This window comes from Leptothrix sp. (in: b-proteobacteria), assembly GCF_965250675.1.
GTDB lineage: Bacteria > Pseudomonadota > Gammaproteobacteria > Burkholderiales > Burkholderiaceae_C > Sphaerotilus.
Map to the genome: position 1 here is coordinate 349275 of NZ_CBDFPH010000011.1, position 16687 is coordinate 365961.

At 66.5% G+C, this 16687-nt stretch carries 14 protein-coding genes and 5 tRNA genes; all 19 read right to left on the reverse strand.

Annotated features, from left to right (window positions below):
* Positions 1 to 11: 11 nt before the first annotated feature.
* A complete protein-coding gene (locus AC5IG3_RS16165) occupies positions 12 to 1403 on the reverse strand; it encodes an ABC transporter permease (RefSeq protein ID WP_491907319.1) in 1392 nt (463 codons plus the stop codon).
* Positions 1400 to 2389, reverse strand: coding sequence for an ABC transporter permease (locus tag AC5IG3_RS16170; RefSeq protein ID WP_491907320.1), 990 nt, complete (start codon positions 2387 to 2389; stop codon positions 1400 to 1402). Before AC5IG3_RS16170 ends, AC5IG3_RS16165 begins: the two co-directional genes overlap by 4 nt.
* Complete coding sequence (locus AC5IG3_RS16175; RefSeq protein ID WP_491907591.1) at positions 2383 to 4569, reverse strand: ABC transporter substrate-binding protein; 2187 nt, start codon at positions 4567 to 4569, stop codon at positions 2383 to 2385. The genes AC5IG3_RS16170 and AC5IG3_RS16175 overlap by 7 nt, the downstream gene beginning before the upstream one ends.
* 42 nt (positions 4570 to 4611) lie before the next feature.
* On the reverse strand, positions 4612 to 5535 hold the full coding sequence (locus tag AC5IG3_RS16180) for an LD-carboxypeptidase (RefSeq protein WP_491907321.1): 924 nt from the start codon (positions 5533 to 5535) through the stop codon (positions 4612 to 4614).
* On the reverse strand, positions 5532 to 6158 hold the full coding sequence (gene tadA / locus AC5IG3_RS16185; RefSeq protein ID WP_491907322.1) for a tRNA adenosine(34) deaminase TadA: 627 nt from the start codon (positions 6156 to 6158) through the stop codon (positions 5532 to 5534). Before tadA ends, AC5IG3_RS16180 begins: the two co-directional genes overlap by 4 nt.
* Positions 6159 to 6216: 58 nt before the next feature.
* Positions 6217 to 6293, reverse strand: a tRNA-Asp gene (locus AC5IG3_RS16190).
* Positions 6294 to 6355: 62 nt separating this feature from the next.
* Positions 6356 to 6431, reverse strand: a tRNA-Glu gene (locus AC5IG3_RS16195).
* A gap of 22 nt (positions 6432 to 6453) precedes the next feature.
* Positions 6454 to 6530 (reverse strand) — tRNA-Asp (locus tag AC5IG3_RS16200).
* Positions 6531 to 6555: 25 nt separating this feature from the next.
* Positions 6556 to 6631 (reverse strand) — tRNA-Glu (locus AC5IG3_RS16205).
* Between the two features lie 35 nt (positions 6632 to 6666).
* Positions 6667 to 6742: transfer RNA gene (locus AC5IG3_RS16210), tRNA-Ala, on the reverse strand.
* Between the two features lie 67 nt (positions 6743 to 6809).
* Entirely contained in the window at positions 6810 to 8204 is a 1395-nt protein-coding gene (gene gltX / locus AC5IG3_RS16215; RefSeq protein WP_491907323.1) for a glutamate--tRNA ligase, read from the reverse strand.
* 7 nt (positions 8205 to 8211) lie between these two features.
* Positions 8212 to 9453: an O-succinylhomoserine sulfhydrylase gene (locus tag AC5IG3_RS16220; RefSeq protein WP_491907324.1), complete on the reverse strand. Its 1242-nt coding sequence runs from the start codon at positions 9451 to 9453 to the stop codon at positions 8212 to 8214.
* 26 nt (positions 9454 to 9479) lie between these two features.
* Positions 9480 to 11003 carry an amidophosphoribosyltransferase gene (gene purF / locus AC5IG3_RS16225; protein WP_491907325.1) on the reverse strand — a complete coding sequence of 508 codons (1524 nt, stop codon included), beginning with the start codon at positions 11001 to 11003 and terminating at the stop codon, positions 9480 to 9482.
* 63 nt (positions 11004 to 11066) lie between these two features.
* Positions 11067 to 11570 carry a CvpA family protein gene (locus AC5IG3_RS16230; protein ID WP_491907326.1) on the reverse strand — a complete coding sequence of 168 codons (504 nt, stop codon included), beginning with the start codon at positions 11568 to 11570 and terminating at the stop codon, positions 11067 to 11069.
* Positions 11571 to 11588: 18 nt separating this feature from the next.
* Positions 11589 to 12242: an SPOR domain-containing protein gene (locus AC5IG3_RS16235; RefSeq protein ID WP_491907327.1), complete on the reverse strand. Its 654-nt coding sequence runs from the start codon at positions 12240 to 12242 to the stop codon at positions 11589 to 11591.
* Between the two features lie 22 nt (positions 12243 to 12264).
* Positions 12265 to 13593 carry a bifunctional tetrahydrofolate synthase/dihydrofolate synthase gene (folC, locus tag AC5IG3_RS16240; protein ID WP_491907328.1) on the reverse strand — a complete coding sequence of 443 codons (1329 nt, stop codon included), beginning with the start codon at positions 13591 to 13593 and terminating at the stop codon, positions 12265 to 12267.
* 98 nt (positions 13594 to 13691) lie between these two features.
* Complete coding sequence (accD, locus tag AC5IG3_RS16245) at positions 13692 to 14564, reverse strand: acetyl-CoA carboxylase, carboxyltransferase subunit beta (RefSeq protein ID WP_491907329.1); 873 nt, start codon at positions 14562 to 14564, stop codon at positions 13692 to 13694.
* Positions 14561 to 15409: a tryptophan synthase subunit alpha gene (gene trpA, locus AC5IG3_RS16250; RefSeq protein ID WP_491907330.1), complete on the reverse strand. Its 849-nt coding sequence runs from the start codon at positions 15407 to 15409 to the stop codon at positions 14561 to 14563. The genes accD and trpA overlap by 4 nt, the downstream gene beginning before the upstream one ends.
* Positions 15406 to 16686 (reverse strand): tryptophan synthase subunit beta, encoded by a 1281-nt coding sequence (gene trpB / locus AC5IG3_RS16255; RefSeq protein WP_491907331.1) that lies wholly within the window; start codon positions 16684 to 16686, stop codon positions 15406 to 15408. The genes trpA and trpB overlap by 4 nt, the downstream gene beginning before the upstream one ends.
* Position 16687: the final 1 nt, after the last annotated feature.

The following is a 16687-nucleotide window of genomic DNA, read 5'->3' on the forward strand; positions in this document are numbered from 1 at the left end:
CTGTGCAGCGCTCATGACCGATCGGCTCCACCCGCGCGGGGATCAAAGGCCTCGCGCACCGCATCCGCCAGCAGGTGCGCAGCCAGCACCAGCGTGACCATGAAGCCGAACGCGGCCGTGAAGCGCCACCACACCACCGGATCGCGGCTCATTTCGCTGCGCGCCAGGTTGATCATGCCGCCGAAGCTGTTGAGCGTCGGGTCGACGCCGATGCCCACGTAGCTCAGCACCGCCTCATAGAGCACCAGCGACGAAAACTCCAGAACGACCATGATCAGCACAAGGTGCGTCACATTGGGCAGGAGATGGCGGCGCATGATGCCCAGCCGGCTGACGCCCAGCGCCTGCGCGGCCTGCATGTAATCCAGCTCGCGCAGCTTGAGGGTCTCGGCGCGCACCAGCCGGCACAGCGCGGTCCAGCCGGTCAGGCCCAGCACCAGGCACAGCAGCAGCAGCTTGAGGTCGGCGCGCTCGGCACCGGTCTCGACCGCGTCGGGCTGCTGGTCCAGAAACGCCTGCAGCATCAGCACGCAAGCGGCAATCAGCAGCACGTTGGGCACCGAAGACAGCACGGTGTAGAGGTACTGCACAGCAGCGTCGACCCAGCCGCGCAAGTAACCCGCCGCCAGGCCCAGCCCCACCGCTAGCGGCAGCATCGCCAGACTGGCCACGCTGCCGATGACAAAGGCAGTGCGCAGACTCTTGAGCGCCTGGTAGAGCACGTCGTTGCCGGTGCTGTCGGTGCCGAGCACGTGATAGTGGCCCATCCACTGGCTGGCCGGCCCGACCAGCGTGGCCAGCGCGATCAGCGTCCAGAAAACAGCGCGCCGGGGTGATCGGGCGGTGCCTGCCGGCGGCCGGGTCCGCCCCCACAGCACGGCGGCGGCCAGCACAACACCCCAGCCGACCAGCAGCCCCCGCGCGCCACGCCACAGCACATCCGGCACCCACTCGCGCGCCGGATTCTGCAGATGCGCGCCGCCAAAGCGCAGGCGCGGGGCGATGCGCTGAATCTGGCCGTCGACCTCGACCGACTCCCTGGTGAAACCGACATAGGCCAGCGGGCCGGAATAGGTGGCCTCGCGCGTGTCGATCAGGCGTGCCAGCAGCAGGTCGAGCACCGAAACCAGCCGCACCTCATACGCCGGCGCACTGGCGGTTGTCGCGCCGGGCGCCGCAGGCAAGGCGCGGCGCAGATGCACGCTGTCGAGCAACGTCACCCCCAGGCAGGCCGCCAGCACCACCGTTGCCACCACCGCCGGCACCTGGCTGAACACGCGCTGCCAGGGCTGACACAAGGCCGGGTGGCGCCGCACGTGGTGCACGTAGGCGAGCAGGCCCAGCACCATCAGCCACAGCGCGGCGTCGGTCCACAACAGGACGAAGCGGGGCCAGGCGGTCATGTGGAATTCAGCCGCACACGCGGGTCGACCCAGACATAGGCCAGGTCGATCAGCAGGTAGCAGCCGATGTGCAGCAGCGAGCCGATGAAAACCATGGTGCGCACCACGGCGAAGTCCTGCCGGGCGATCGCCTCGAACACATAGGCGCCCAGGCCGGGCAGGCCGAAGAAGTTCTCGAACACTAGGCTGCCCAGGTAGACGTAGAGCAGAAAGCTGCCGGCGCTGGTCAGGATCGGCAGCAGTGCGTTGCGCAGCACGTGGCGGACCAGCACCTGCGCCTCGGTCAGGCCCTTGGCGCGCGCGGTGCGCACGTAGTCGCGGCGCAACTCCTCGAGCAGCATGGCGCGGAACAGCCGTGCCTCGCCACCCAGCCGGGCCAGCAGCGACAGCAGCACCGGCAGCGCCAGGAAACGCACCGCGTCCAGCCCGCTGGCGTAGCCCGACACCGGCGCGAGCTTGAGCACCCGCGCGAAGAAATACTGGCCGACGATGATGTAGAACAGGCTGGAGATCGACAGCATCAGCACGCACACCACCCCGCCCCAGAAGTCCCAGCGCGTGTGGCGCAGCATCACCAGCAGCAAGGCCAGCGCAACACCCGCCAGCATCTGCAGCACCAGCAGCGGCAAGACCAACTGTGCGCTGACGGCCAGGCGGGCGCGCACCTCGGTGCCGATGTCGGCGGCGCCGGCCGAGTCGGCCCGACCGAAATCCAGCGCAAACAGGCTGACCGAGCGCTCCCAGAAGATCGTGCGCGTCAGCCGCTGCGCGCCCGCTTCGTCAGGGTTCCAGTAAAGCGGCTTGTCGTAGCCGCGCTCGGCCTTCCACTGATCGACCGCCTGCTGGGTGACACGCTTGCCGCCGATGTTCAGCCGCGCCATGTCATCGGCGGTGTTGAGGGTGAAGAACAGGAAGAAGGTGCCCAGGTTCACGCCCAGCAGCACCAGCGCAGCGTAGAGCAGGCGCCGCAGGATGTGGCTCAGCATGACGGCACCGTGGCCAGGGCGCGGCGGCGCTGGCGGGCACGCCACTGGGCGCGTAAAGCCAAGGCCAGCGTGACCAACGCCAGCGCTGCCACGCCCACCGGCCACCACAGCGGCCGGTTCCAGGCGGCCTGCTGGCGCACGCGCTCGGCGGTGTCGAGGCGCAGATAGCGGCCCTGATCCTTGATCAACGTCGCCGAGCGCGAGTTGTGCACCCAGTGCTGCACGGCGGCCGAGGAGTAGGGAAAGTAGCCCAGGCTCCACGGCGCGTCCTCGCGCACCAGTGCCACCAGCTGGTCGATCAGCGCCTGCTTGGCCGGGCCGTCGTCGGTCAGTTGCATCTGTGCGAACAGGCGATCAAAGTCAGGGTTCTGGTAGTTGGCGACGTTCTCTCCCTCGGCACGGGTCTTGCCATTGGGGCCGTAGAGCAGGAAGAGAAAGTTCTCGGCGTCGGGGTAGTCGGCGTTCCAGCCCATCCAGAACACCTGGTGCTTGCCATGGCGCACCTTCTCCTGGAACTGGTTGTTGTCGGTGGCGCGCACCTCCAGCTGGATGTCGATCTTGGCGAACTGGCGCACCACCCAGTCGATCTCGGGCTTGCGCTCGGGCGAGGCCAGCGCGTAGTAGTCGTAGTTGAGCACCAGCGGCTGGCCGGTGGTGGCGTCGCGGCCATCGGGATAGCCGGCCTCGACCATCAGGCGTTTGGCCTCTGCCAGGCCGCGACGCTGGACGCGGCCATCCTGCAGCCGATGCGTGACCGGGTTGAAGTCGCCCGCCTGACCATGGCGCGAGCCGAAGATGCCCGCCGGCAGCGGGCTCATTGCCACATCGCCGGCCTGGCGCGGAAAGACGGTGGAGAACTCCTCCCAGTCCATCGCAATCGAAATCGCCTGGCGCAGCTTGCGGTTGCGCTCGGCCCGGGCCGGGCTGTCGCCCTGGCCGATGACAGGGTCGAGCATGTTGAAACCCAGCGTCCAGGACGCCACATCGGCCACCTTGGCGAGCCGGAAACCTTGCGCCTGATAACGCGCGCGCGCCTCGGCCGAGTCGAGCATGTCGATCAGGTAGTCCATGCCGGCGTCCGAGCGCTCGAACACCTCGGTGTCGAAATAGCCCTGGCGGAACTTGGCCTTGATGGAGAGGTTCTCATGCTCGACCGTCGACACCAGCGTGTCGATGAAGGGCGTGGGCTTGCCGCAATCGTCGAGCAGGCCGGCCTCACGGTCGCCGGGCATGCCTTCGCAGGGGTAGGGCTCGCCGCGGTAGTGGGGATTGCGCTGCATCACATGGCGACGGTCCTGGATGAACTCGGTCATCATGTAAGGCCCGGTGCCGATCGGCCAGCGGTCCAGGCTCAGACCGCGTGCGGCCATGCCGGGCTGGGCATAGAAGGAATCGGCCTCCCAGGGAATCGGCGCGGCAAAGGTGGTCGCCAGCCAGTAGCTCCACTGTGGGTATTTACCCTGCAGGCGGATACGCAGCAGGTGCTTTTCCGGTGCGCTGACGCCGACCAGCGGCCAGCGGCGCAGGTCGAGAAAAGGCTTGTCGGGGCTGGCCTCAGGCAGGCCGCGCAGCAGTTGGGCGTCTTCGGCCTTGATGCGTTTGCCGTAGTCCTTCAGACCGATCACATGCTCGGAGAACAGCCCGAAGATCGGCGCGACGATGCGGGTGGTAGCGTGGCGCTTGAAGGCGTAGACGAAATCATCGGCCACCAGTTCACGCGTGCCGCTGTGCTCGAACTGCAGCGGGCTGGTGCGCTCGCCCAGCTCACCGGGCCGGAGCGCGTGGTAGCGCAAGGCGCCCGATGCATCGCGTGCAAACGCCGGGTGCGGCTGGTAGCGCACGCCGGGTTTGATCGGGATGTCATAGACGCTCTCGGCCACTTGCTCGCCCGGCGCATCGGCAGGCAAGACGTGGCCGTTCTTGTCCAGATAACGCGGCGCAGCGACGACCTGTGCGGCCTTGGGCACCAGCTTGAACGGGCGCAGCAGGTAGTGGTAGCCGTAGAGCGGCTCGTAGACCTGGTAGGTGTAGGGCGTGTCGTTGGCCCAGTAGGACGCAGTCGGATCCAGGTGCTTGGGTGAGGCCTCGAGCACCGCCGTGTACAGCGCGTTGGCCTGCGCGGCGCCGTCAGGCCAGGGGCTGTTGTTGCAGGCGGCAAGCAGCAAGCCAGCCAGCCCCATTCCTGTCGCGATCAGCCACCGGCACAGCACGGGCTGAGTGCCTTACCAGGCGATCAGCACATCGCGCCCTTGCACCACCAGTTGCGCCTTGCGCCCCATCGGCAGCGTGACCTTGGTCTCGCCATGACCGAACGGCAGGCCGGTCAGCAGCGGCGTGGCCGAGACGCTGCGCAGGTGCGCCACCATGGTCTTGAAGTTGTAGCCCCGGTCAAGCGGACTCTTGCGCCAGCCGCTGAAATCGCCCAGCAGCACCGCCTTCTGCGCACCCAGCACGCCAGCCTGATGCAGTTGCAGCAGCATGCGTTCGACGCGGTACGGGTGCTCGTTGACGTCTTCCAGATACAGCACGCCGCCCTTGATCCTGGGCCAGTGCGGCGTGCCCAGCAGCGAGCACAGCACCGTCAGGTTGCCGCCCCAGAGCGTGCCTTGGACGTCCAGACCGTCAAAACCCGCTTCGGTGCGGAAGCCCACGGCTTCCAGCTCACCGCTCATCGCCTCGACGAAGCAATCGGGCGTGATCTCGTCGAGGCCGCCATCGGCGTCGCTGCGGCCGAAATCATCACAGGCCAGCGGTCCGGCCCAGCTTGAGGCTTTGGTATGGGCATAGAGCGCCAACTGCAGCGCGGTCTGGTCGCTGTAGCCGACCCAGCGCGTGCCCTGCTCCACCGCTCGGGCCAGGCGTGGCCACTCGATACGATCCAGCAAGCGCGTCAGGCCGTAGCCGCCACGCGTGGCCAGCGCCACGGCCGGCGCGGCATCGGCCACGCGGTGCAGCGCGGCGAGCCGGGTGTCATCGTCACCGGCAAAACGCTGGCTGCGGGCCAAGGCGCTTTCGTCGATCGTGACCTCGAAACCCAGCGTGACCAGGCGGCGCGCGGCCCGGCGCAGCGCAGGCGCCTGCATCACCACGCCCGAGGGGCTGTAAATCGTGAGCGCGCCGTGCACGGGCGTTGGAGTCGTGGTCATGGGAGGTTATCTCGTAGCGCGTCGAATTCAGCCACCATCGTGTCGCCGCCTTCGGCAACATCAGGCAACGGCAGTATCGACTCTGAATCGATGGTCTGCTGGCGCTGATTTCTTTCAGCCTCGCGCTCGGCTTTTTGCTGGGCGCGGCGCTGGGCAAAGAAATCTTTCAGCACCTGCCCGCAGGGTTCTGCCAGCACATCACCCTGAATCTGGGTTTGATGATTGAGTTGCGGCTGGGCAAAAATATCGATCACCGAGCCGGCTGCACCGGTTTTAGGGTCGCGTGCACCAAAAACCACCCGTTTGACGCGAGCGTGCAGCATAGCCATGGCGCACATCGCACAGGGCTCAAGCGTCACATAAAGCTCGCAATCAGGCAGACGATAGTTTTCGAGCAGTTGTGCGGCATGGCGCAGCGCGACAATTTCAGCGTGCGCGGTCGGATCATGGGTGGTAATCGGACGGTTGTAGCCTGTGGCGATGACCTGCGGCCCTTGCTCGGTGTGCCGGATCAGCACGGCGCCGACCGGAACCTCGCCCACCAACTGCGCATTCAGGGCCTGATCCAGCGCCAGGCGCATGGCCTGCTCATCGCGGTGTGACATGTCGGGGACGGGATTCATGCTCGGCAGAAACAATAAAGGGCACCCTGGGGCGCCCTTATTAAATCATCAAAGCTGATGGCGGAGTGGACGGGACTCGAACCCGCGACCCCCGGCGTGACAGGCCGGTATTCTAACCAACTGAACTACCACTCCGCAGTGGAGCGAGATTTTCGGATTTCTCCGCAAGCTCTGCGCTGCTTGAGCCAAACTGAATTTGGCGACCCCTAGGGAATTCGAATCCCTGTTACAACCGTGAAAGGGTCGTGTCCTAGGCCTCTAGACGAAGGGGTCAAAACTTGTAAAACAAACTACTTGGCGGAGTGGACGGGACTCGAACCCGCGACCCCCGGCGTGACAGGCCGGTATTCTAACCAACTGAACTACCACTCCGCAGCGGTACAAAACTTCAAAACTTTGGCGACCCCAAGGGGATTCGAACCCCTGTTACAACCGTGAAAGGGTCGTGTCCTAGGCCTCTAGACGATGGGGTCTAAATTTATCAAGATTGAACTTCAAAACGCCTTGATGGTGGAGGTAAGCGGGATCGAACCGCTGACCTCTTGCATGCCATGCAAGCGCTCTCCCAGCTGAGCTATACCCCCGTACACCGCAAACTTGTTTGCTAGAGGCGCTTCGTTGTTCAAACGAGAACGATATTATGCGATGGATTTAAACGCTTTGCAAGCGTTGTTCGACATCTTTTTTATCAAACAGCGCCAACACCGCATCCACCGACGGCGTCTGGGTGCTGCCGCACACCAGAAGACGCACGGGAATGGCCAATTGCGGCATCTTCAGGCCGTGCGCGGTGATGCTTTCCTTGATGGCCTGGCTGATGGCCGCCTTGTCCCAGCACTCCAGCGCTGCGAGCTTGTCGCGCAGCGTCACGACAGCCGCCTTGGCCGCGTCGGTCAGGTGCGTGGCCAGATCAGCCTGGCTGGGCTCTACAGGGCGGAAATACATCATCAGCCAGTCCGCCAGCTCGACGGTGGTGCTGCAGCGGTCCTTGAACAGCGCGCACATGGCAGCCAGCTTGTCGTCGATCGCCACCTGCACCCCGCGCTTGGCAAGCTGTTCGGCCACCAGCGCAGCCAGCACTGTGTTGTCGCCGTTCTTCATGTGCTGGGCGTTCACCCAGCGCAGCTTGGCTTCGTCGAACTGGCCGGCACTGCGGCCGAGGTGGTCGAGGTTGAACCACTCGATCAGCTGCTGGCGGCTAAATATCTCGTCGTCGCCGTGGCTCCAGCCCAGGCGCGCCAGATAGTTCACCACCGCGTCGGCCAGATAGCCCTCTTCGCGGTACTGCGTCACAGGCTTGGCACCGTGGCGCTTGCTCATCTTCTCGCCCTGCGCGTTCAGCACGGTCGGCAGGTGGGCGTAGACGGGCGCCTCATGGCCCAGCGCGCGGAAAACGTGGATCTGCCGCGGCGTGTTGTTGACGTGGTCATCACCGCGGATCACGTGGGTGATCGCCATGTCGATGTCATCGACCACCACGCAGAAGTTGTAGGTCGGCGTGCCATCGGGTCGGGCGATGACCAGATCGTCGAGCTCATCGTTGCTGATCTCGATGCGGCCCTTGACCTTGTCCTCCCACACCACCGAGCCGCCCTGAGGCGTCCTAAAACGCAGCACCGGCGCCACGCCCTCGGGCACCGGTGGCAGCGTCTTGCCGGCCTCGGGGCGCCAGGTGCCGTCATAGCGCGGCTTTTCCTTGTTCGCCATCTGGCGCTCGCGCAGCGCGTCGAGTTCGGTCGTGCTCATGTAGCAGGGATAGACCCAGCCCTTGGCAACCAGCTCGGCCAGCACTTCCTTGTAGCGCGCCATGCGCTGCATTTGGTAGAACGGGCCTTCGTCGTGGTCCAGGCCGAGCCACTTCATGCCCTCAATGATGACATCGACCGCCTCCTGCGAGGAGCGTTCGACATCGGTGTCCTCGATGCGCAGCACGAAAGTGCCGCCCGTGGCGCGCGCAAACGCCCACGGATAGAGCGCCGAGCGGATGTTGCCGAGGTGGATGAAGCCGGTCGGCGACGGGGCAAAACGGGTGCGAACTTGGGTCATGACAGATTCAGATCAGGGCCAGGCCGCGCGCGAGGTCGGCCTTCAGGTCTTCGATATGTTCCAGGCCGACCGCCACGCGGATCATGCCCTGCGTGATGCCGGCGGCCAGCCGCTGCGCCTCGGTCAGCCGGCCGTGCGAGGTGCTGGACGGGTGCGTCACGGTGGTCTTGGTGTCGCCCAGGTTCGAGGTGATCGAGCAGATCCTGGTGGCATCGATCACCGCAAACGCGTTGGCGCGCGCCGTCTCCGCCGTGTCGCCGTGCGTGACGAAGCTCACCACCGCGCCGCCCGAGCCGCTCTGCTGCGCCATCGCCAGCGCGTGCTGCGGGTGCGACGGCAGGCCGGGGTAAAACACCTGCGCCACCTGCGGCTGTGCTTCCAGCCACTGCGCCAGCTCCAGCGCCGCGCGGCTCTGCGCCTGCATGCGGATCGTGAGCGTCTCCAGCCCCTTGAGCACCACCCAGGCGTTGAACGGCGACAGGCACATGCCGGCCGAGCGCATCACCGCCATGAACGGACCTTCGATCAGCGCCGCCGGGCCGCAGATCGCGCCGGCCACCACACGGCCCTGGCCGTCGAGGTACTTGGTGCCGGAATGGATGATCAGGTCGGCACCCAGCTTGACCGGCTGCTGCAGCGCGGGCGAGCAGAAGCAGTTGTCGACCGCCAGCAGCGCGCCCGCCTCGTGGGCCACGTCAGCCAGCGCGCGAATGTCGCAGACCTCGGTCAGCGGATTGCTGGGCGTCTCGGCGAACAGCAGCTTGGTGGTGGGGCGCACGGCGGCACGCCACTCGGTCACGTCGGTCTGCGAGACAAAGGTGGTCTCGACGCCGAACTTGCCGAACTCGCCCTGCAGCAGCTTGATGGTCGAGCCGAACACGCTGCGCGAGCAGATCACGTGGTCGCCCGCCTTCAGCAAACCCATCAGCAACAGCATGATGGCCGACATGCCGCTGCTGGTGGCGATGCAGGCTTCGGTGCCTTCGAGCGCGGCGAGCCGGCGCTCCATCATCATCGTGGTCGGGTTGGTGAAGCGGCTGTAGACGAACGCTTCCTCTTCCTGCGCAAAGCGCGCCGCCGCAGTGGCCGCGTTCGGGTGCACGAAGCTGCTGGTCAGGAACAGCGCCTCGGAGTTTTCACCCCAGGGCGTCGCGGGCAAGCCCTCGCGCACGGCGACGGTTTCCAGCCGCACATCGGCGGGCAGTTCCACGCGCGGCAGGCGCTTGGACGACTGATTCGGATTGCTCATCTTGAGGGCCTCTTTGCTCGACCGGCTTATTCAGTGGCGTTCTGCAGTGCGAGGCGCGAGCGGTCCGCGCCGCCCTCCTCTTCCTGCGGCTGCGATTCGCGCTGGGTCTTCATGGCCTCGAAGTCCGCCACGCTCACGTCGCCAGTGATGTAGTGGCCGTCGAAGCACGACGCCTCCAGGCTGTCGAGCTTGGGGTTGAGCGCCGAGACGGCGCGCTTCATCGCTTCCACGTCCTGATAGATCAGCGCGTCGCAGCCGATGTACTGGCGGATTTCTTCCAGCGTGCGGCCATGGGCGATCAGCTCGGCCTTGGTCGGCATGTCGATGCCGTAGACGTTCGGGTAGCGCACCGGCGGCGCGGCCGAGGCCATGTAGACCTTGTTGGCGCCGGCCTCGCGGGCCATCTGCACGATTTCCTTGCTGGTGGTGCCGCGCACGATCGAGTCATCGACCAGCAGCACGTTACGGCCCTTGAACTCCATGCCGATGGCGTTGAGCTTCTGGCGCACGCTCTTCTTGCGCGTCGCCTGGCCCGGCATGATGAAGGTGCGGCCGACGTAGCGGTTCTTGACGAAGCCTTCACGATAGGGCTTGCCGAGCTTGTGCGCGAGCTGCATCGCCGACGGCCGGCTCGACTCGGGGATCGGGATCACCACGTCGATTTCGCCTGGCGGCAGCGTGTTGATGACGCGCTGCGCCAGCGTCTCGCCCATGTTGAGGCGGGCGTGGTAGACCGACACGCCATCGATGACCGAATCGGGCCGCGCCAGGTAGACGTACTCGAACACGCAAGGGTTGAGCGTCGGCGACACCGCGCACTGCTTGGCGTGCATGCGGCCGTCGGTGTCGATGAAGATCGCCTCGCCCGGCGCCACGTCGCGCACCAGCTGGTGGCCGGTGCCTTCGAGCGCGACCGATTCACTCGCCAGCATCCAGTCGACACCGCCGTCTGCCGACGGCTGCGAGCCGATGCACAGCGGGCGGATGCCGAACGGATCGCGGAAGGCCAGCAGGCCGTAGCCGGCGATCAGCGCCACCACGGCGTACGAGCCCTTGACGCGCCGGTGCACCTCGGCCACCGCCTTGAAGACCTCGGCCGGCGAGAGCGGCTGGTCGCGCGCGGCGCGTTCCAGTTCGTGCGCCAGGACGTTGATCAGCACCTCGGTGTCGCTCTCGGTGTTGAGGTGGCGGCGGTCGACGTCGATCAGCTCTTTTTTGAGCGCATGCGCGTTGGTCAGGTTGCCGTTGTGGACCAGCACCACGCCGAACGGCGCGTTGACGTAGAAGGGCTGGGCCTCTTCTTCGCTGTAGGCGTTGCCGGCGGTCGGGTAGCGCGCCTGGCCCAGGCCGATGTTGCCGGGCAGGCCGCGCATGTTGCGGGTGCGGAAGACGTCGCGCACCATGCCGCGCGCCTTGTGCATGAAGAACTTGGTGCCCATCGCGGTCACGATGCCAGCGGCATCCTGTCCCCGGTGCTGCAACAGCAGCAGCGCGTCATAAATCAGCTGATTGACCGGCGACTTGGCCGTCACCCCAACGATGCCACACATCCTGAACTCCAATCACTGAGGCCTGATCCGCAAGGAGTCAGGCCGGGAAACTACAACGGCGCGCTAGAAGCGCACCGGCAAATTCTCGAATTCATCTGGCGCTGCAGCGCTCACCAGCAAGGGCTGCACGCTGCCGATCAGGCGCTGCGCCCACGCCACGCCCGCAGAGGCCTGCCAGAACGCCTGACGCGCCAGCGGCGAATAGTCCACCAACGCCACCATCACCATCACGATCAGCACGCCACGCACCAGCCCGAACACACCGCCCAGCAGGCGGTCAACTGGCGCCAGCGGCGTGGCCTGCACGATCTTCTGCAGCAGCCAGCTCAGCATGCGCCAGCACAGCAGCACGACCACAAAGGTCATCATGAAACCGAGTGCCTTCTGCAGGCTCGAGTCCTGCGGCAGGCCGGGAATCTGATGCGCCACCGGCCCGGACCATGCCTGCGCCGCCAGCCAGGCCACCAACCAGCCCAGCACCGACATCAACTCCTGCACCACACCACGCAGCAGGCCCAGCACCACCGACAGCACCAGCACCGCCAGCCACACGACATCAACCCACACCCACCCCTGCATGACGCGTCAGATCGCCAGCAACGCCGCGCTCAGGCCCGCTGCACGCAGACGCGCAGCCACCCGGTCGGCCTCTTCACGGGTGGCGTAGGGCCCCAGGCGCACGCGGGTGCGACGGCCACTGCTGGTCTCGACGTCCTGCTGCAGCGACGACAGGCCGAGCTTCTCGATGCGCTGGCGGGCCTCTTTCACCTTGGCCGAATCGGCGTAAGCGCCCACCTGGATGACGTAGCGCGTGGCGCTCTCGGGCTTGCGCGCGGCGGGCGGCTTGGGCTCGGCGCGAGGCGCCTCGGCGGCAGGCTTCGGGGACGGTTTGGCGGCAGGACTGGGCTCGGGCTTCACCAACGGCGCGGGCGTTTCAACTGCGGGGGCCGCAGGCAGCGCCGTCGCCGGGCGCTCGGGGCTGACGGGCGCAGCGCCATCCCGGGCCACGTCACGCGCAGGCATCTGGATGGCCACGCTGGACGGCAGCGGACGCGGCTCGGACTCCAGCACCAGCGGCAGCACGACCACCGCGCCGATCACCAGCACGGCAGCGCCGACGAAACGGCGGCGGGCGCGGGCGCGCAGCACCTCGACGCTGGCCGGATCGAGCGGCGCGGCTTGCCGCTTCGGGCGGCTGGCACGGTCAGGTTGACGCTGAAATAACGAGGAAAAACCCATCGGGATCACACAAGAATCGGTCTCACCCGAGATGCGCCGCGCCCAAGCGCGGCAACCCGTTCTGCAACACACCGCCAATGGTGTGGAAAGAACCAAAGACCATAATTCTATCAGTGGGGTTTGCCCCAAGTACCGCCGCAGCCAGCGCGTGCTGAGGGGTGTCGTGCATCACGATCTGCGCCTGGGGCAAGGGCACGGTGCTCTGCGCGGCTGCTTGCACGCGGGCGCGCTCGATCACCTCGGCCAGTTGCTGCGCGCTTGCCGCACGGGCGATCGGCAGGCTGGTGCAGTGCCAGGTGTCGACGTGCGCCAGCAGCGGCGTGACCAGCCCGGCCAGATCCTTGTCGGCCATGGCGCCCAGCACGGCGTGCGTGCGCGGGAAGAAGCCCATCTGGTCGAGGTTTTGCGCCAGCACGGCGGCTGCGTGCGGGTTGTGTGCCACGTCCAGCACCAGCGTCGGCTGACCCGGCACGATCTGGAAGCGGCCCGGCAACTCCACCATGGCCAGACCGTTGCGCACAGCCTGCGCCGACACCGGCAGGCGCGAGCGTAGTGCGTCCAGCGCGGCCAGCACGCCCGAGGCGTTGAGCAACTGGTTCGCTCCCCGCAAGGCCGGGTAGGCGAGCGCGTTATGGCGCCGGCCCCGACCACTCCAGTTCCACTGCTGGCGGTCGCCGGAATAATTGAAATCGCGGCCCATCAGCCACAGATCGGCGCCAAGTTCCTGCGCCCGAGCCAAGACGGACGCCGGTGGCTGCGGGTCCGACACCACCACCGCGCGACCGGCGCGCATGATGCCGGCCTTCTCGCGGCCGATAGACTCTCGGTCGGGGCCCAGGTAGTCCATGTGGTCGAGCGCCACGCTGGTGATCACCGCGCAGTCGGGGTCGATCACGTTGACGGCATCGAGCCGCCCGCCCAGCCCGACTTCCAGCACCACCGCGTCCAGCGGCTGGCCGGCCATGCAGCGCAGCAGCGCCAGCGTGGTGAATTCGAAGTAGGTCAGCGCCTCGTCCTGGCGTGCTGCTTCCACCGCCTCGAAATGCGGCAGCAGCTGCTCGGCCTGCACGATGTCGCCGTTGAGGCGCAGGCGCTCCTGGAAATGCACCAGATGCGGCGAGGTATAGACCCCGACGCGGTAGCCCGCCTGCAGCAGGATGGCTTCGAGCATGGCGCAGGTCGAGCCCTTGCCGTTGGTGCCGGCCACGGTGAAGACCGGCACTTCGAAGGCCAGACCCAGGCGGTCGCGCACACGGGCGACGCGCTCCAGCGTCAGGTCGATCGTGACCGGATGAAGGCGCTCGCAATGGGCCAGCCAGCCCTCCAGCGTCTGAGGCAAGTTCTCGGGCATGAGTTCGGTGCGTCGGACGCACCACCGTGAAAGTGAGTGAGAAAAAACAAGGGGCGCCCTGTGACGCCCCTCATCGATCGGCCCGTTCAGGCCGGCGGTCAGGACACCGCGTCGGCGCTCTGGCGCTGCAGCATGGCCAGCGTGCGGGCAATGGTGCTGCGCAGTTCACGGCGGTCGACGATCATGTCGATGGCGCCCTTCTCCAGCAGGAACTCGCTGCGCTGGAAGCCCTCGGGCAGCTTCTCGCGCACGGTGTTCTCGATCACGCGCGGGCCGGCAAAGCCGATCAGCGCCTTGGGCTCGGCCATCACCACATCGCCCACGAAGGCGAAGCCGGCCGAGACGCCGCCCATGGTCGGGTCGGTCAGCACGCTGATGTAGGGCAGTTTGGCCTTGGCCAGACGCGTGAGCGACGCATTGGTCTTGGCCATCTGCATCAGCGACAGCAGACCTTCCTGCATGCGCGCACCGCCGGTGGCGGTGAAGCAGACGAACGGCACCTTCTGTTCGATGGCCGCTTCCACGCCGCGCACGAAGCGCTCGCCGACCACCGAACCCATCGAGCCACCCATGAAGTCGAACTCGAACGCCGCCACCACCAGAGGAATGCTCAGCACCGAGCCGCCCATGACCACCAGCGCATCGGTCTCGCCGGTGGTTTCCATCGCCTCTTTGAGGCGCTCGGTGTATTTTTTGCTGTCCTTGAACTTGAGCGCGTCCACCGGCAGCACTTCCTGGCCGAGTTCGTAGCGGCCTTCCGGATCCAGGAACTGGTCGAGCCGGGCACGCGCATCGGTGCGGTGGTGGTGCGAGCACTTGGGGCAGACGTTGAGGTTCTGCTCCAGGTCGGTCTTGTAGAGCACGGTCTCGCAGGCCGGGCACTTGACCCACAGGCCCTCGGGCACCGAGCGGCGCTCGGTCGGGTCGGTAGGCTGAATTCGGGGGGGCAGAAGCTTGTCGAGCCAACTCATGCGGAGTCTCCTGGTGCGGTGCCGAGGCGGTTGTCAGGGCCGCCGTAAGCGGCATCGAGCGCAGCGCGAATCTCGGCGATGAAGCCGGCGGCAACCGGCGCCACCCGCTCGCGCGGCTCGTTTTCAATCAGCTGGATGATACGAGAGCCGATCACGACCGCGTCCGATGCCGCCGCCACCGCCACCGCCGTGGCCGCGTCGCGAATGCCGAAGCCCACGCCCACCGGCACGTTCACATGCGTGCGAATGCGCGGCACCATGCGCGCCACGGCGTCGGTATCCAGATGGCCTGCGCCGGTCACGCCCTTGAGCGACACGTAGTAGACGTAGCCGGTGGCGATGCGGCCCACCTCGGCCATGCGGGCGTCGGTCGAGGTCGGCGCCAGCAGGAAGATCGGGTCGAGGCCGACCGCGCGCAGGCCGGCGGCGAACTCCTCGCACTCCTGCGGCGGGTAGTCGACGATCAGAACGCCGTCCACGCCAGCGACTGCCGCATCGGCAATGAAGCGCGCCGAGCCATAACGCTCGACCGGGTTGGCGTAGCCCATCAGCACCACCGGCGTGTTGGCGTCATCACGGCGGAAGTCGCGCACCATGTCGAGCACGTCGTTCAGGCCGGTGCCAAAGCTGAGTGCGCGCTCACTGGCGCGCTGGATCACCGGGCCATCGGCCATCGGGTCCGAGAACGGCACGCCGAGTTCGATCACATCGGCGCCGGCCTGGGCCAGGCCATGCATCAATTCGACGCTGACGTCGCCATACGGGTGACCGGCGGTCACGTAGGGAATCAGTGCCTTGCGGCCCTGTTCAGCCAAGCGGGCAAAAGTGGCGGCAATGCGGCTCATGCGGCACCTCCTTGGCGTTGGATCTCGATCGGCTGCACGCCGCCCTTGATGCCCTGCCCGCGGCAGGACGGTCGACAATAAAAGTCGGCTCCCGACAGATCAGCCACCGTGCCGATGTCCTTGTCCCCCCGACCTGACAGGTTGACCAGAATGCGCTGGTCCGGGCGCATGGTCTTGGCCAGCTTCATCGCGTAGGCGACGGCGTGGCTGGATTCCAGCGCGGGAATGATGCCTTCGGTGCGGCACAGGTAGTGGAAGGCTTCGAGCGCTTCCGTGTCGGTGATGCCGACGTATTCAGCGCGGCCGATGTCCTTGAGGTACGCGTGCTCGGGGCCGACGCCGGGATAGTCCAGGCCGGCCGAAACCGAGTGCGTCTCGGTGATCTGGCCGTTGGCGTCCTGCAGCACATAGGTGCGGTTGCCGTGCAGCACGCCGGGCGCGCCCTTTTGCAGCGAAGCCGAATGCTTGCCGGTCTCCATGCCCTCGCCCGCTGCCTCGACGCCGATCAGGCGCACCTGCTCGTGCGGAATGTAGGGGTAGAAGATGCCCATGGCGTTACTGCCGCCGCCGACGCAGGCGATTACCGCGTCCGGCTGCTGGCCGGTCATGGCCGGCATCTGCACCAGGCACTCGTCGCCGATGACGCGCTGAAAGTCGCGCACCATCGCCGGGTACGGGTGCGGGCCGGCCACCGTGCCGATGATGTAGAAGGTGTTCTCGACGTTGGTGACCCAGTCGCGCATCGCCTCGTTGAGCGCGTCCTTCAGCGTCTTGCTGCCGGACTCCACGGGCACGACGGTCGCACCCAGCAGCTTCATGCGGTAGACGTTCGGGCTCTGGCGCTTGACGTCCTCGCTGCCCATGTAGACCACGCATTCCAGGCCGTAACGGGCGCAGATGGTGGCCGTGGCCACGCCGTGCTGACCGGCACCGGTCTCGGCAATCACGCGCGGCTTGCCCATGCGCTTGGCCAGCAGCGCCTGGCCGATGGTGTTGTTGATCTTGTGCGCGCCGGTGTGGTTGAGGTCTTCGCGCTTGAGGTAGATCTGCGCACCGCCGGTCTCGCGGCTCATGCGCGCAGCGTGATAGATCGGGCTGGGGCGGCCGACGAAATGGGCCAGTTCATTGCGGAACTCGGCCTGGAACTCCGGGTCGTGGCGATAGCGCTCGTAGACGGCGTTGAGTTCATCGAGCGCGTGGCTCAGGGTTTCGGAGACGAAACTGCCGCCGTAAATCCCGAAATGCCCACGGACATCGGGTTGGTTGTATTCGAACATG

Excerpts from the sequence above, each read along its gene's own strand:
- AC5IG3_RS16165 (WP_491907319.1), bottom strand. The coding sequence starts at position 1,403 with ATGACCGCCTGGCCCCGCTTCGTCCTGTTGTGGACCGACGCCGCGCTG.
- AC5IG3_RS16170 (WP_491907320.1), bottom strand. The coding sequence starts at position 2,389 with ATGCTGAGCCACATCCTGCGGCGCCTGCTCTACGCTGCGCTGGTGCTG.
- AC5IG3_RS16175 (WP_491907591.1), bottom strand. The coding sequence starts at position 4,569 with ATGGGGCTGGCTGGCTTGCTGCTTGCCGCCTGCAACAACAGCCCCTGG.
- AC5IG3_RS16180 (WP_491907321.1), bottom strand. The coding sequence starts at position 5,535 with ATGACCACGACTCCAACGCCCGTGCACGGCGCGCTCACGATTTACAGC.
- tadA (WP_491907322.1), bottom strand. The coding sequence starts at position 6,158 with ATGAATCCCGTCCCCGACATGTCACACCGCGATGAGCAGGCCATGCGC.
- gltX (WP_491907323.1), bottom strand. The coding sequence starts at position 8,204 with ATGACCCAAGTTCGCACCCGTTTTGCCCCGTCGCCGACCGGCTTCATC.
- AC5IG3_RS16220 (WP_491907324.1), bottom strand. The coding sequence starts at position 9,453 with ATGAGCAATCCGAATCAGTCGTCCAAGCGCCTGCCGCGCGTGGAACTG.
- purF (WP_491907325.1), bottom strand. The coding sequence starts at position 11,003 with ATGTGTGGCATCGTTGGGGTGACGGCCAAGTCGCCGGTCAATCAGCTG.
- AC5IG3_RS16235 (WP_491907327.1), bottom strand. The coding sequence starts at position 12,242 with ATGGGTTTTTCCTCGTTATTTCAGCGTCAACCTGACCGTGCCAGCCGC.
- folC (WP_491907328.1), bottom strand. The coding sequence starts at position 13,593 with ATGCCCGAGAACTTGCCTCAGACGCTGGAGGGCTGGCTGGCCCATTGC.
- accD (WP_491907329.1), bottom strand. The coding sequence starts at position 14,564 with ATGAGTTGGCTCGACAAGCTTCTGCCCCCCCGAATTCAGCCTACCGAC.
- trpA (WP_491907330.1), bottom strand. The coding sequence starts at position 15,409 with ATGAGCCGCATTGCCGCCACTTTTGCCCGCTTGGCTGAACAGGGCCGC.
- trpB (WP_491907331.1), bottom strand. The coding sequence starts at position 16,686 with ATGTTCGAATACAACCAACCCGATGTCCGTGGGCATTTCGGGATTTAC.